14 protein-coding genes and 1 other RNA gene are annotated in these 14,059 nt (G+C 37.1%); 13 read left to right on the top strand and 2 right to left on the bottom strand.

The annotated features are described in order from the left end of the window. The first annotated feature begins 5 nt into the window (after window positions 1–5). The 9 genes from AC07VK_RS04470 to rnpB all read left to right on the top strand — a co-directional run bounded on the left by AC07VK_RS04470 (window position 6) and on the right by rnpB (window position 5,272). Entirely contained in the window at window positions 6–1,016 is a 1,011-nt protein-coding gene (locus tag AC07VK_RS04470) for a cytochrome-c peroxidase (protein ID WP_492958633.1), read from the top strand. Then, window positions 979–1,956 carry a transporter gene (locus tag AC07VK_RS04465; RefSeq protein ID WP_492953639.1) on the top strand — a complete coding sequence of 326 codons (978 nt, stop codon included), beginning with the start codon at window positions 979–981 and terminating at the stop codon, window positions 1,954–1,956. The genes AC07VK_RS04470 and AC07VK_RS04465 overlap by 38 nt, the downstream gene beginning before the upstream one ends. A 10-nt stretch (window positions 1,957–1,966) precedes the next feature. Continuing rightward, window positions 1,967–2,398, top strand: coding sequence for a hypothetical protein (locus tag AC07VK_RS04460; protein ID WP_492958631.1), 432 nt, complete (start codon window positions 1,967–1,969; stop codon window positions 2,396–2,398). 109 nt (window positions 2,399–2,507) lie between these two features. After that, complete coding sequence (locus tag AC07VK_RS04455) at window positions 2,508–2,768, top strand: YHS domain-containing protein (RefSeq protein ID WP_492953453.1); 261 nt, start codon at window positions 2,508–2,510, stop codon at window positions 2,766–2,768. 142 nt (window positions 2,769–2,910) lie between these two features. Further along, complete coding sequence (locus tag AC07VK_RS04450) at window positions 2,911–3,561, top strand: SCO family protein (RefSeq protein WP_492953452.1); 651 nt, start codon at window positions 2,911–2,913, stop codon at window positions 3,559–3,561. Window positions 3,562–3,727: 166 nt separating this feature from the next. Beyond that, window positions 3,728–4,153 carry a c-type cytochrome gene (locus tag AC07VK_RS04445; protein WP_492958629.1) on the top strand — a complete coding sequence of 142 codons (426 nt, stop codon included), beginning with the start codon at window positions 3,728–3,730 and terminating at the stop codon, window positions 4,151–4,153. A gap of 19 nt (window positions 4,154–4,172) precedes the next feature. Continuing rightward, on the top strand, window positions 4,173–4,400 hold the full coding sequence (locus AC07VK_RS04440; protein ID WP_492958627.1) for a UPF0175 family protein: 228 nt from the start codon (window positions 4,173–4,175) through the stop codon (window positions 4,398–4,400). After that, entirely contained in the window at window positions 4,384–4,842 is a 459-nt protein-coding gene (locus tag AC07VK_RS04435; RefSeq protein ID WP_492953449.1) for a PIN domain-containing protein, read from the top strand. The genes AC07VK_RS04440 and AC07VK_RS04435 overlap by 17 nt, the downstream gene beginning before the upstream one ends. Window positions 4,843–4,890: 48 nt before the next feature. Continuing rightward, window positions 4,891–5,272: RNase P RNA component class A (gene rnpB, locus AC07VK_RS04430), an RNA gene on the top strand. Here the strand turns inward: rnpB and AC07VK_RS04425 are convergent. Continuing rightward, window positions 5,272–6,150, bottom strand: coding sequence for a polyphosphate kinase 2 family protein (locus AC07VK_RS04425; protein ID WP_492958625.1), 879 nt, complete (start codon window positions 6,148–6,150; stop codon window positions 5,272–5,274). The two genes, rnpB and AC07VK_RS04425, sit on opposite strands and share 1 nt — an antisense overlap. A gap of 144 nt (window positions 6,151–6,294) precedes the next feature. Here AC07VK_RS04425 and AC07VK_RS04420 point away from each other — a divergent pair, with 144 nt between their 5' ends. Continuing rightward, window positions 6,295–8,745, top strand: a complete 2,451-nt coding sequence (locus tag AC07VK_RS04420) for a transglycosylase domain-containing protein (protein ID WP_492953447.1) — start codon at window positions 6,295–6,297, stop codon at window positions 8,743–8,745. Between the two features lie 174 nt (window positions 8,746–8,919). Then, the gene (locus AC07VK_RS04415; protein ID WP_492958623.1) at window positions 8,920–12,093 is read left to right on the top strand and encodes a peptidase MA family metallohydrolase; all 3,174 of its coding nucleotides are present in this window, start codon (window positions 8,920–8,922) and stop codon (window positions 12,091–12,093) included. A gap of 162 nt (window positions 12,094–12,255) precedes the next feature. Here the strand turns inward: AC07VK_RS04415 and AC07VK_RS04410 are convergent, their stop codons facing one another. Next, a complete protein-coding gene (locus AC07VK_RS04410; protein WP_029275228.1) occupies window positions 12,256–12,606 on the bottom strand; it encodes a GIY-YIG nuclease family protein in 351 nt (116 codons plus the stop codon). Between the two features lie 133 nt (window positions 12,607–12,739). On the opposite strand from AC07VK_RS04410, the gene AC07VK_RS04405 reads away from it, so the two are divergent. Next, window positions 12,740–13,516 (top strand): XRE family transcriptional regulator, encoded by a 777-nt coding sequence (locus tag AC07VK_RS04405; protein WP_086546492.1) that lies wholly within the window; start codon window positions 12,740–12,742, stop codon window positions 13,514–13,516. 79 nt (window positions 13,517–13,595) lie between these two features. Continuing rightward, the gene (locus AC07VK_RS04400) at window positions 13,596–14,048 is read left to right on the top strand and encodes a DUF4890 domain-containing protein (RefSeq protein ID WP_492958621.1); all 453 of its coding nucleotides are present in this window, start codon (window positions 13,596–13,598) and stop codon (window positions 14,046–14,048) included. Window positions 14,049–14,059 lie beyond the last annotated feature (11 nt).

Raw genomic sequence — 14,059 nt, 5'->3', positions numbered from 1 at the left:
TCGCAATGCTTTTTTTAAGCATTGCGTTGATGTATGCCTGTAGCAAAAACGAAGATGAGGTAACGCCTGAGGAAAAGAAAATTACCTTTTCGGTTCCTGCCAACTTCCTTGCTCCGGTATACAATTTCGAAGATAATAAACTAAGTAATGCAGGTTTTGCACTGGGCAAGAAGTTATTTTACGAAGCCCGCTTATCGGCCGATAAAAGCGTTTCATGTGGAAGTTGTCACCAGCAATTTGCAGCTTTTACACAACTTGATCATAAAGTAAGCCATGGCGTAAATAATTGCCAGGGAAAACGAAATACCCCTCCGTTATTTAACCTGGCCTGGCAAAAAGCTTTCTTTTGGGACGGCGGTGTAAAAAACATCGAAACTTCGCCACTAAACGCCATTACCGATGCCTGCGAGATGGGTACTGATATACAAACAATCGTTGCGTTCCTGAAAAACACGGCTCCCTATCCCGATTTATTTAAACAGGCCTTTGGTTCAACAGAAATCAATTCGCAGCTGATTTTAAAGTCGATTATTCAATTTACGGCAGCACTGGTTTCGGGCAATTCGAAATACGATAAAGTAATGCGCAAAGAGAGCGGCGTTTCTTTTACCTCAGCAGAATTGGCGGGTTACAATCTGTTCAAAGAAAAATGCACCTCCTGCCATGCAGAACCATTTTTCACGGATTTTTCTTATCGCAGTAACGGATTAGACCTGGTAAGTACCGATGAAGGCCGATCGCACATTACCGGCATAGCTTCAGACTTTGGAAAATTCCGGGTACCTACTTTACGCAATATCGAATATACCAGCCCATACATGCACGATGGACGCTTTTACAGTTTGGACGAGGTTTTAGCGCATTACAATTCTGGCGTAAAAGCCTCAACAAATCTTGATGCACAATTGAAAAATGGTATCACTTTAAATACAACAGAAAAAGAGCAGATCAAAGCTTTTCTAAAAACACTAACAGACAATGAATTTATTAAAAATACATTATACAGCGAGTCGTAAACTATTGATTTTAGTTTTCGTACTCATGAGCGGCCAAGTTTTTGCCTGCGACATCTGCGGCTGTTTTATGGGCATTACACCCTATTATAACCGCAATAGCATCAGCGTTTTATACCGTTACCGTTCGTTTAGCGGTTACGAAGGGCAATCGCATTCCTTATTCCCTAATGCAGGAAATTTCTTTATCCCAGCACGAAGTCAGGACTCACCAATAACCAATCATGCTGGCAATCCTGATGATTATGAACTTTACCGTTCTTTAGAGGTTAGAGGTAAATATTTCATCAACAGCAAACTGGAAATTAATGCCATTTTACCCTATGTTTCCAATAGCGAGCGCTACAATGGTTATACTTCTTCTATTTCTAGCATGGGTGATATCAACCTGTATGCTGGCTATCATATCGTGCAAAAACTTGAAGATAATTTTAAACAACAATTGATTGCCGGAGCTGGTATAAAATTGCCAACAGGCAAAAACGATTTCAAAAATACGGCAGGTATCCGTTATTCGTCGTTGATGCAGGCCGGAACCGGAAGTACTGATGGTTTTGTATACCTAAACTATATGGTAGGTTTGGGCAAATTTGGTGCAAGTTTAAACACTTCTTATAAAGTTAACGGTACCAATAGCCGCGATGAAGGTATTGCGAATAGTACCACCAGTTTCCTGAATATTTTTTACACCCAAAGAATTGGGAAAGATGTTCAGGTGATGCCCTCTGCACAGTTTTTTTATGAATATTCTGGTGGAGAAAAGTACAAAGGTCAAAAAACCGGAGAACACGTCATGAATAACCTCATGGGCGGCGCAGGTGTAGATATTTTTTATAAAAATGTAGCACTAAACGCTGGAGTACAAAAAAACATTTGGGAAGCTGAAACCGATCATCCAATGAGTGCCGGAAAGGTTTATGTTGGAATTACTTATAATTTTTAAATCACAGCATATGAACAGATTGAACATTTTGTTGTTAAGCATAGCAACAGCGCTTCTTTTTTCCTGTAAAACGCAACCTGACTCGAAAGCGATACGCCAGGAAGTACTTAACATTCACGATAAATTAATGATTGATGGGGAAAAAGTAGTGAAGAATAAAATGAAACTGGATAAGCTCTTGGTTTCAGATCAGATTAAACTTGCTCAGGATTCGGTGATACAAAAACAAAAAATCAACGACTTAATTATACGATTAAATGCTGCTGATGAAAAAATGATGGATTGGATGCACTTCTTTAAAGATGATTTTAAAGGAAAAACCGAGCAGGAAGATCTAGATTATTACAAATCTGAAATGATTAAAATCAGAGCTGTTGAAGATAGCTATATTAAGGTTACCAGAGAATCTGATTCGTTGATAAACGTATATCAGGTTAAATAAAATAGTTTGGAAGTCAGAGGCCGGAAGTTTATGAGCATACCAAAACGTCGGTCTTCGGATACCAGACTCCGGACTTTCAAAGAAATTTGTTAATTAAAGAGAATTCAAAATGAAAAAAATAAATTTTATAATAATCCTAATTGGGTTAACAACCCTGTCATTAAAATCAAATGCGACACCAATAATCAATGTGTCACAAATAAGCCCTATCGATTCTGCAAAGAAAGCAACGGTAGATCCAGTCTGTAAAATGAAAGTAAAAGCTGAAACAGCTAAAACTACGGTATACAATAAAGTTACCTATAATTTTTGTTCAGAAAGCTGTAAACAGAAATTTGCAGCAGAGCCAACGAAATACATTCATAAGTAAAGTCAGGAGTCAGAAGACCGGAGTCGAAAAAACATTTTGACCATCCAGACCTCGGTCTCCTGACTCCCGACCGCAGACTTTTCAAACAAATAACCTTCTAGACCAAATTACCTTGTATATTTACATTTTTTAACATAAAATCATGAATAAAATCACTGCTTATTTAGCTACATCACTGTTGGCTATTTCCATATTTACCGCATGTAAACAAGAGAGAAAACTTCCTTTTTATGGCGAGCGTCATGCCGAAACCGTTAGAGATGCAGCTGGAATAGAGAAAATTGACACTGTTTACCAAACTATTCCAAATTGGTCTTTCTTAAATCAAGATAGTACAGTAACAACGAACAAGGCAACAGATGGAAAAATCTATGTTGCTGATTTTTTCTTTACTTCTTGTACCACCATCTGCCCTACCATGCACCGCAACCTGATGACGGTTTACAACGAATTTAAAACTAATCCGGATGTGATGTTTGTATCACACACCATCGATTTTAAATACGACAGACCTCACGTGCTGAAAAAATACGCCAAAAAATTAGGTGTAGACGGCCCAAAATGGCTATTCCTTTATGGCAGTAAAGACAGCGTTTATACCCTGGCAGAAAAAAACTACTTAGTAGCTGTTGGTGAAGATAGTACGGCAAAAGATGGTTATATCCATCAAGGATATCTGGTTTTAATAGACAAGGACAGACGAATCCGCGGTGCTTATGATGGCACTAAAGAAGAGCAGGTAGAACAGTTGAAAAAGGATATCCCTGTTTTATTGGCGGAATATAAAAAGTAACAAGGTAGCCACGGAGACACGGAACGATACTATTTTTCGATGAATCCCGTACTTCCGAGGCAAATACAAATAATATTTTCAACCACAGATATACGGGATAAACAGAGATAATATATGTCTAAATCTGTGTTCATCCGTCCTTATCTGTGGTTAATAACTAACATTCATGCGCAAGTACATCATCAGCTCCATCTTTTTCCTTTTCATTATAGGCATCATTGTATCTTGCCAAAACCAAGAAACAATCGATCTGCAGAATTACATGTCGAACGGAAAGGATATTTATAAAACTAAGTGTCAGAATTGTCACGGCGAAAATGGCGAAGGATTGGGCGAGCTTGCCCCCCCATTAACCGATTCGGTATTTTTAAAAACAAACAAAAAACGCCTAGCTTGTTTTATCAAAAACGGTGCAAATGAATCTTTGATCATCAACGGAAAAGAATACAAAGAAAAAATGCCCGCCTTCCCTGAACTAGCTGATATTGATGTAGCACAGGTAATGGTTTATATTACCAATTCGTTTGGTAACAAGCAGGGTTTTGTGCCTTACTCGGAGGTTTCAAAAGATTTGCAGAATTGTAATAAATAATATTTTGTATATTTAAGGCATGACAACGATAACCCTACAAGTTCCAGATAGCTTAGGCGAACATGAACACGATACGGTGCGCTTTATCGCTGCAAAGTTATACGAATCTGGAAAACTATCATTAGGCCAAGCAGCAGCTATGGTTGGCTTATCAAAACATACTTTTGCAGAATTGCTTTCTGATTATGGCGTTTCAATACTTAACTATCCCATTTCAGAAATGTTAAGTGATGCAGAAAAAATATGAAATAGTAATCGCTGATACTAGTTGCTTCATTCTATTAGAAAAAATTGGGGAGCTAGGTCTTTTGAAATTACTTTTCTCAAAAATTATTACAACAGATACTATTGCTTCAGAGTTTGGTTCTCCTTTACCTCCTTGGATCCAAATTAGAACACCTAAAAATATCACTTTTCAAAACTCATTGGATATTGATGCAGGTGAAGCAAGTGCTATTACTTTAGCGTTAGAATCAGAAAGTTCACTTCTTATTTTAGATGATCATAAAGGTAGGAAACTGGCACAAAGACTAAATCTCCTTTTCACAGGGACATTAGGCATAATTTTAAAAGCAAAAAATATCGGAATCATTCCTTCAATAAAACCTATTATTCAGAAAATACAAGAAACGAATTTTAGATTTTCTCAAAAGGTGCTAGAAGAAATATATGCACTAGCGAATGAATAGTACTATCACAATTGTGATAATATAGATAAAAACCTCATCTTTGCGCAAAATGCAGGTTGTTCTATCGCTGTTTCGGGTAAAACCGGAAGAGAGGAAAGTCCGGGCAACGCAGGGCATCCCGCTTTCTAACGGAAAGGGATTCAGGATTGAAAACCTGAATTACGGATCAGTGCAACAGAAAATATACCGCCCCGGCTTATGTCGGAGTAAGGGTGAAAACGTGCGGTAAGAGCGCACGAGCACTACAGGCGACTGTAGTGGTTTGTAAACCCCGGGAGTTGAAAGACCAAATAGGCTAACGTACGTAGGGCTGCCCGTCCGATGTTAGTGGGTAGGTCGTTAGAGATAAACGGCAACGTTTATAGTGGATAAATGATAGAAATCCTGAGCAATCAGGAAACAGAACCCGGCTTATAGACCTGCATTTTTTTATTCACTCAATAAAATACTTTTTGTTTCATCGAGTTTGGCCACTTCTGCTTCACCCAAAACAGGAAACTTTAGGTCCAGGCTTTTTAATTTATCTTCAATAATTTCACTTATTGCCAATCGGGCAAACCATTTTTTATCGGCAGGTATGATATGCCAAGGCGATTCTGCTGTGCTTGTTTCGTTAATCGCGTCCTGATAGGCTTCCATATACTTATCCCATAAAGCCCTTTCTTTAATATCACCCGAAGAGAATTTCCAGTTTTTAGTAGGATCATCAATCCGTTCTAAAAAGCGTTGTTTCTGTTCATCTCTGCTCACGTTTAAAAAGAATTTCAGAATTACTGTTCCATTAGCCGTTAAATGCTCCTCAAAATTTTTAATACTCTTATAACGCTGTTGCCAAAAGCTTTTATTTATCTTTTTTACATCATTAAAACCCGGGATGTTTTCGCTTAACACATATTCTGGATGCACCTTACAAACCAACACGTTCTCATAATGAGAACGGTTATGAATACCTATCCTGCCACGCTCTGGCAAGGCTTTATAATGTCTCCACAAAAAATCATGTTCATATTCTTCCGATGTTGGCACTTTAAAAGTATATACCTGGCATCCCTGTGGATTTAATCCACTCATTACATGTTCGATTGCGCTGTCTTTCCCTGCGGCATCCATCGCCTGAAAAATAATCAGAACCGAATGTTTTCCAGATGCATATAATTTCTCCTGTAAATGATTGAGTTCTATTTTCGAATTCACCAATGCATCTTTAGCTTTTTCTTTATTATAACCGCCAGTATAATCTGTTTTATGGTTTCTTAAAGAAAATTTCTTATCTCCTTGTACAATTAATCCTTTAAATTCGTTTTTCATAATCATGTATTGTTTTTAGATAAATCGATGCATCAATAATTTAAATATAGAACTAAAAAATAAGTAAATTAAATGCGTTAATTTGCATATAGAGTTTTTTATATTTAACGCCACAGCTTTTACCTAAAGATCATCTTATCCAATATGTTTAAAGAGATAAAAAACAAATACTTACGTTATTCTATAATATTTTTATTTTTTATAATAATTTTCTTTTCTGCCCTTCAATTAAACTTTTTGTGGCTATTTGGCTACTCACCAAGTGTTCGGGATATTAAAGCGCCTACTCTTCGTGTAGGTTCGGAACTTTACACTGCCGATGGAAAACTCATTGGCCGATACTTTAAAGAAAATAGAACGCCTGTAAATTATAATGAAATTGCGCCTAGCGTAGTACAGGCTTTGGTTGCTACCGAAGATGTGCGTTTCTACAAACATTGGGGTATTGATATACAAGCGGTTGGCCGTGCAGTTATTGGTTTAGGAAAAGATGGCGGGGCCAGTACCATTACCCAGCAATTGGCAAAAAATCTTTACCGTACTCGGTATAATAAATCGCAGGGATTATTGATCAAAATACCTTTGGTAAGAACCTTAATTGTAAAATTAAAGGAATGGATGACTGCTGTAAAGTTAGAATCTAACTATTCTAAAAATGATATTATCACCATGTACCTGAATACTGTTTCTTTCGGTAACAATACTTATGGGATAAAAACAGCCAGCAGGATTTACTTTGATAAGGAAGCAAAAGATTTAGCCACTACAGACGCGGCGATGCTTGTAGGTATGCTAAAGGGCACAACCTTATATAATCCGACTAAAAACCCCGCAAAAGCTTTAGAACGAAGAAATGTGGTGCTTGCACAAATGAACAAGTACAAGTACCTGAGCAAAGATAGTCTGGCAGAATTATCTAAGGAGCCGATTAAACTAAAAGAAGGCAAAATGCAGGATGGTAGCGACGGTGACTCTTATTTAAGGGCAGCTGTGGCAAAATACTTAGAGAAATGGTGTACGGATAATGGTTACGACCTTTACGAAGATGGATTAAAAATTTATACGACCATCGATTCTAAACTTCAAAAATATGCTGAGGATGCAGTTGCTGATCAGATGAGGATTTTACAGCGCAGATTTTATAATGTATGGGGCAACGAAGATCCCTGGTACGATTCTGAAAAACAAAAGGTAAATTATCCCGAGAGAGCGATGAAAAACTTGCCGATTTACGCGCTTTTACAAAAGAAATTCCCTAACGATCCAGATTCTGTTACCGCTTATTTTAATAAAAAGAAAAGGATGCAGATCTTCACTTACAAAGGCGATCGCGATACTTCATTCTCTACTTTAGATTCTATCCGTTATTACGGTAAAATCATGAATACCGGAATGATGACCATGGAACCCGCAAGTGGTAAGATTAAAGTTTGGGTTGGTGGTATAGACCATAAATTTTTCAAATACGATCACGTTAATCAATCTAAACGCCAGGCAGGTTCTACTTTTAAACCTTTTGCTTATTTAACCGCATTAGAACAAGGCATGAGTCCTTGTGATAAATTTACAGATAAACCTGTTAAAATTGCTTATCAGGATAAAGGTGAAACAAAATATTGGGAGCCAAAAAATGCCGATTACAGTGTTTCGTACCGCGAAATGAGTTTAAGGTGGGCAATGGCGAAATCAGTAAACACCATTACAGCTCAGGTAACCGAAAAGGTGGGCTGGGATAATGTTGTAAAATATGCGCACGAGTGCGGAATCGATAGCCATCTGGAATCCGTTCCATCTGTAAGTTTGGGTTCAAACGATGTTACAGTTTATGAAATGGTAAAAGCTTATGCTACCTTTATGAATAAAGGCATCAAAACTGACCCCATTTTAGTTGAGAAAATTACCGATCAGGATAATAATGTAATTGATGAATTTAAACCTAAAACAAAAAGGGTTTTAACAGAAGAAATTGCCTGGTTAATGACTTATATGTTCCGTGGTGGTATGGAAGAACCAGAAGGTACATCGCAGGCATTGTGGGAATGGCCAGATCTATTTAGAAAAAACAATCAAATTGGTGGTAAAACAGGTACTTCTTCTGATTATGTAGACGCATGGTATATGGGTTTAACCAAAGATCTGGTAACTGGTGTTTGGGTGGGTTGTGATGAAAGAACTGCACACTTTAAAAACGGCGAACAAGGAGAAGGCTCAAGAACGGCATTACCTATTTTCGCTAAGTTTATGGAGAAAGTATACCTCGATCCAAGCTCTGGTTATACCTATGGCCCGTTTCCAAAAGCAACGGTTGATATTACCAGAACCTACAACTGCCCTAGCCCACGGATTATTAGAGATACTACATCAACTGACAGCTTAACAGTAGATTCAACAGATTTTACCGTTCCTGAAACACCAGAAACGGTTATCCCTGTAACGGTTGAACCTGAAGTAAAAAAAGAAGAAAAGAAAGTTGAACCTGTTCAAACTCCTCCAGCAACTACTGTTCCTTTAACCAGAAAGGAAGAAAGAGAACTGAGAAGGAAGCAACGTCAGGAAGAAAAAGAAAAGAAAAAGAACGAGAACATTCAGCCTTAATTTTTATTGCAATAAATAGCGCAGATACATCAACTATCCGCGCTTTTGATTAGAAAAATTTTTAAAAAGTGTTAAAATTTTAATACTGTTTTAAACAATTGCTATTTTTATTTCCCAAATCTCATACAATTTCATTTTCATAAATTATTGAACTTCATTACTAAAACTACATATATGAAAATAGGCTCTACTTTATTAAGGCGATATTCTTCTTTATTGCTTCTGCTTATTCTTTCTTTTTCTGTTAAGGCCCAATACTTCGGACAAAACAAGGTAAGGTATAAAAAACTCGACTTTAAAGTTTTGCAAACACCCCATTTCGAGATTTACTACTACATCAAAAACGAGAAACTTTTAAAACGGTTTTCGCAAGATGCCGAAACCTGGTACAAAATGCATCAGGAAGTTTTTAGAGATACTTTTTTAAAGAAAAACCCTATTATACTGTATAATAACCATCCTGATTTCCAACAAACAACAGCACTTAACGGAGAAATTGGAATTGGTACCGGTGGAGTTACAGAGGCACTAAAAAACAGGGTGATTATGCCTGTTATGGAGCTAAATAGCCAAACAAGGCATGTTTTAGGTCACGAGCTTGTTCACGCTTTTCAATACCATCTTTTGCTCGAAAAAGATTCGATTAGCTTAGAAAATGTTGGGCAAACACCATTATGGATGGTTGAAGGTATGGCTGAATATTTGTCGATCGGAAAAAAGGATGCATTTACTTCCATGTGGATGCGCGATGCCATGTTGAACCGTGATATCCCTTCGCTGAAAGATTTGACCAACTCTAACAAATATTTCCCTTACCGCTATGGTCAGGCATTTTGGACTTACATAGGTTCTCAGTACGGCGATACCACTATCGTTCCCTTGTTTAAGAATACTGCAAAATATGGTTATGAAAACGCCATCAGGTATACTTTTGGCTATGATGACAAAACATTGTCGGGTTTATGGAAAAATTCGATCGATGCGCATTATAAACCAATGTTAAAAGCAGATAGTTCGCAGATCAAAATTACGGGTACAAAAATCATCGACAATAAAAACGCAGGCAATATGAACGTTGCCCCTGCCCTTAGTCCAGATGGAAAATATTTGGCTTTCATGTCTGAAAAAGACCTTTTTGGTATTGATTTATTTCTTGCAGATGCCAAAACCGGAAGAATTATCAGGAAGCTGAGCAGCCAGATCTCTAATGGCCATATCGATGATTTTAACTTTATAGAGTCAGCTGGAGCATGGTCGCCGGACAGTAAACAGTTTGCTTTCAGTATCTTCAGCCATGGCAAAAACCAGATGATGATTATCAATGTTTCAAACGGAACCACAGTTTCTCAAACAGCGATGGATCAGGTGCAGCAATTCGGTAATTTAACCTGGTCGCCAAATGGAAAAGATGTGGCTTTTTCGGGCATGGTCGAAGGACAGAGCGATATCTTCTCTTACAACTTAGACACCAAAACAATTACTCAAATTACTAACGATGTATATTCTGATTATGCACCCAGTTACTCTCCCGATGGTAAAAAATTGGTATTTTCATCAGATAGAGCAGCAATTCAGGCGAATGTAGTTAATGCGGTACTGCCTATAAACCTGGCTGTTTACGATATCGCTTCAAAAACGGTGAGCAATTTAAATGTTTTTCCAGGAGCAAATAATCTAAATGCACAGTTCTCTTCAAATAGTCAAAATATCTATTTCCTATCTAACAGAGATGGATTTAGGAATTTATATAAATACAATTTCGCAGATAATACAGTAGATCAGTTAACTGATTATTTCACAGGAATTAGCGGGATTACCGAATTTTCGCCTGCAATTTCGGTTTCTACAACTGATGATATAGTGTACAGCTATTATCGCTACCAACGCTATACTTTGTACAATGCCAAGTTAAGCAGCTTTAAAGCGAAACGAATTGGTAATCAGGAGGAAAATTTTGATGCAGCTATTCTTCCTCCAATGGAAAACATAGGTGTAAACATCATCAATTCTAATTTAAATAATTTTGACCGTTTCGAAAAAACCATAGCCGATTCGATGACGACTGTGCCCTACAAACCGAAATTCAGGTTAGATTATTTAGCCAATAGTGGTGTTGGTGTTTCTACCAGCCGTTTCGGAACTGGTGTTTCGGGAGGTATTGTGGGTATGTTTAGCGATATATTAGGCACCAATCAAATCATCGCAAACCTATCCGTAAATGGAGAAATTTATGATTTTGGCGGCTTGGTTGGTTATATCAATCAGAAAAGCAGGATCAATTGGGGTGCAGCTGTTTCCCATATCCCTTATGTATCAGGGTTTAGGTCTTATGGATACGAAAATATCCCTGTAGGTGATAATCAAACTGTTAATGCCTTAGCAGACAGAACGGATATTATTAGAACTTTCGAGGATCAGATACAGGTTTTTGGGGCTTATCCGTTTAGTAAAATACACAGATTTGAATTGGGCGGCGCATTTTCACATTATAGTTATAGAGTTGATCGATATAGCAACTATTACAATTCGGCGGGTTACTATATTGGTTCAGACAAAAGCAGGATTTCTAACGATGTTGCTTCTCAGGACTACGGCATTCCGTTTAATTCTTTTACACTTTATCAGTTAAACGCTGGTTTTGTTGGTGATAATTCTATTTTTGGCCTTACTGGTCCGCTTGATGGTTTTAGATACCGCGTAAGTGGGGAAAAGTATTTTGGCTCCTATAATTTTGCTGGTGTAACTGCCGATCTTCGTAAATATTGGAGAGCTAAGCCTGTAACTTTTGCCGTAAGAAGTTACAATACTTTAAGAATCGGTAAAGATGCAGATAGACTTTATCCAATGTATCTGGGTTATCCTTATTTAATTAGAGGTTATGAATCAAACTCAATTTACAAAAGTACCTCTGCTCAATCGTCAGAATCTTTCGATATTAACCAGTTAACAGGAAGTAAAATAGCCGTTTTTAACTTCGAAGTACGTTTACCTTTTACAGGGCCGAAAAAGTTAGCTGCAATACCTTCTAAATTTTTATTCTCTGATCTGAATTTATTCTTTGATGCAGGTTTAGCCTGGACAAACGATACCAAAGTAAAGTTTAAAAGTGAGCCGACTTACACTACAGAACCTGTATTAGATAACAATGGTGTTCCAGTTAAAGATGATAAGGGAAATCCAGTTACCTATCAATCTACAACGGAACGTGTACCGGCAATGAGTGTTGGTATATCGGTACGGGTTAACGTTTTTGGCTATTTTGTATTGGAACCTTATTATGCAATTCCTTTCCAAAGGAAAGATGTTAAAACTGGAGTATTTGGTTTAACATTTGCACCGGGATGGTAAAAAAATTGAATGAGAAATAAATAAATTAACAAATAAGAAAACTAGCTAGTGCTTGAATGATTGGATACAGGTGATCCTTATCATTCAAGCATTTTTTTTATAGGTAGATTTATTAAGCATGATCTTTAATTCAATTATGAAAATTTTAAATCTTAGCATTGACTAAGATAAACTCGTAAATGATAGTTTAACCTGATTGCTTATATTCCGATGTAAAAGAATATTTTCGAAATCGAGCCCTATAGTTAAATCAATCCAATCTGGATTACATGATCTTACCAAACGTTCTTTTTGCATGCGTGTAAACCGACTAATTGATTTAAAACGAAGCAAAGCTTGAGCTTCTGTTTTAAACTCTTCAAAATAAACAAGGCGGGTTAATTGTTGCCCATTATCAAAAAATAAGTTTGGCATCTGTTTGTAGAAATCCAGTGTCTTCATTAAATCAGAGCTCATGCCCACGTGCATACTTGTACGATTTCTGTCGGTAACGATATAAACAAACTTTTTCATGATCTTATGTTTAAAAATTAAAACTAAACTATTTAGTATACCCTCTTGCAATTCAAAATAATATTACTAACTTTATGAGCATAAAATTACTAACTATTTTAGTAATTCCAAATTTATTTTAAAATTTATTTTTATGTCAAATATTTCAAATAATTTAAAGTACCTCAGGAAGAAAAAAGGCCATACACAGCAAAATTTCGCTGATATTATGGAAATCAAGAGATCGCTCATCGGGGCTTACGAGGAAGACCGGGCAGAGCCTAAATATGATTTACTAAAAAAAATAGCCGAATACTTTGATCTGACCATCGATGAATTCATCAATGAGAAAATATCTGACAGCTGGAAACCGAAGCCAAAAAGCCAGGGGTCTAACCTAAGGGTACTGAGTATTTCTGTTGACCAGAACGACCGCGAAAACATCGAATTGGTTCCGGTTAAAGCGAGTGCTGGTTATTTGAACGGTTTTTCTGATCCTCAATACATTAGCGACCTGCCGAAATTTCAACTTCCATTAGCGGCATTAAGACAAGGTACCTTTAGGGCTTTTGAAATTATGGGCGATAGTATGTTGCCCGTGCAACCAGGCAGTGTGATTATCGGTGAATACCTGGATAACTGGAACGAAGTAAAAACCGGCGAAACTTACATCGTAATTAGTAAAAATGAAGGTGTAGTATATAAAAGAGCAGGTAACCGTTTCAGAGAGAATAAAGATTTAAAGCTAATATCAGATAATAAGGTATATGATGCCTATACAATTGCTGCCGACGACATTCTGGAAATCTGGAAAGCCAAGGCATATATATCTACCTCGCTACCAGAACCTGCACCAGACCCAACAATGGAAACCTTGACACAGATGATGGCGCAGATGCAGAAATCTATCTCTCAGTTAAATAAAAATTAACAATTTTTAACAAAGCCCGATTAAACCGTTTGCGTTTTTATGTATCTATTGTTTTAACAAACACATAAAAAAACAGAACATGAAAAAGGTAATTTTAACAATAGCAATTGCAGTAATGGGATTAACCGCTGCATTTGCTCAAGACAGTACAAAGAGAGTAAGGCGGACAATGCCTAAAATGACTGCCGAGCAAAGAGCAGAAAAGGTAACTGCCAGATTAGAAAAACAGCTAAGCCTAACCGCTGATCAAAAAACCAAAATTTATGCTATTGAATTGGAAAATGCAAAGAAAATGGAGGCCTGGAGATCTGCTGACCAAGGCGATATGAAAGGCAAAATAAAAGAACGTAAAGCCGCTATTGATGAGCAAAAAGCTAAAATAGACGGCATTCTAACTGCTGAACAAAAAACCAAAATGGATGCTTTCCGTGCCGAAGCCAAAGAAAAAGGTGAGAAAATGAGAAAAGGAATGGGTGGTAGAGGTAAAAAAGACAAAGCACCTGTAGTTTCTAATCCTCCTGCACAAGGATAAATAGCTCAAAT

It is taken from the genome of Pedobacter sp. GW821-FHT01D05, from assembly GCF_059422505.1.
Note: the sequence above shows the minus strand (reverse complement) of the source record. Positions and strands in the feature narration are given on the sequence as shown.

What these genes read in the sequence shown, in the direction of transcription:
- AC07VK_RS04470 (WP_492958633.1), top strand. Translation starts at nt 6, where the DNA reads ATGCTTTTTTTAAGCATTGCGTTGATGTATGCCTGTAGCAAAAACGAA.
- AC07VK_RS04465 (WP_492953639.1), top strand. Translation starts at nt 979, where the DNA reads ATGAATTTATTAAAAATACATTATACAGCGAGTCGTAAACTATTGATT.
- AC07VK_RS04460 (WP_492958631.1), top strand. Translation starts at nt 1,967, where the DNA reads ATGAACAGATTGAACATTTTGTTGTTAAGCATAGCAACAGCGCTTCTT.
- AC07VK_RS04455 (WP_492953453.1), top strand. Translation starts at nt 2,508, where the DNA reads ATGAAAAAAATAAATTTTATAATAATCCTAATTGGGTTAACAACCCTG.
- AC07VK_RS04450 (WP_492953452.1), top strand. Translation starts at nt 2,911, where the DNA reads ATGAATAAAATCACTGCTTATTTAGCTACATCACTGTTGGCTATTTCC.
- AC07VK_RS04445 (WP_492958629.1), top strand. Translation starts at nt 3,728, where the DNA reads ATGCGCAAGTACATCATCAGCTCCATCTTTTTCCTTTTCATTATAGGC.
- AC07VK_RS04440 (WP_492958627.1), top strand. Translation starts at nt 4,173, where the DNA reads ATGACAACGATAACCCTACAAGTTCCAGATAGCTTAGGCGAACATGAA.
- AC07VK_RS04435 (WP_492953449.1), top strand. Translation starts at nt 4,384, where the DNA reads ATGCAGAAAAAATATGAAATAGTAATCGCTGATACTAGTTGCTTCATT.
- AC07VK_RS04425 (WP_492958625.1), bottom strand. Translation starts at nt 6,150, where the DNA reads ATGAAAAACGAATTTAAAGGATTAATTGTACAAGGAGATAAGAAATTT.
- AC07VK_RS04420 (WP_492953447.1), top strand. Translation starts at nt 6,295, where the DNA reads ATGTTTAAAGAGATAAAAAACAAATACTTACGTTATTCTATAATATTT.
- AC07VK_RS04415 (WP_492958623.1), top strand. Translation starts at nt 8,920, where the DNA reads ATGAAAATAGGCTCTACTTTATTAAGGCGATATTCTTCTTTATTGCTT.
- AC07VK_RS04410 (WP_029275228.1), bottom strand. Translation starts at nt 12,606, where the DNA reads ATGAAAAAGTTTGTTTATATCGTTACCGACAGAAATCGTACAAGTATG.
- AC07VK_RS04405 (WP_086546492.1), top strand. Translation starts at nt 12,740, where the DNA reads ATGTCAAATATTTCAAATAATTTAAAGTACCTCAGGAAGAAAAAAGGC.
- AC07VK_RS04400 (WP_492958621.1), top strand. Translation starts at nt 13,596, where the DNA reads ATGAAAAAGGTAATTTTAACAATAGCAATTGCAGTAATGGGATTAACC.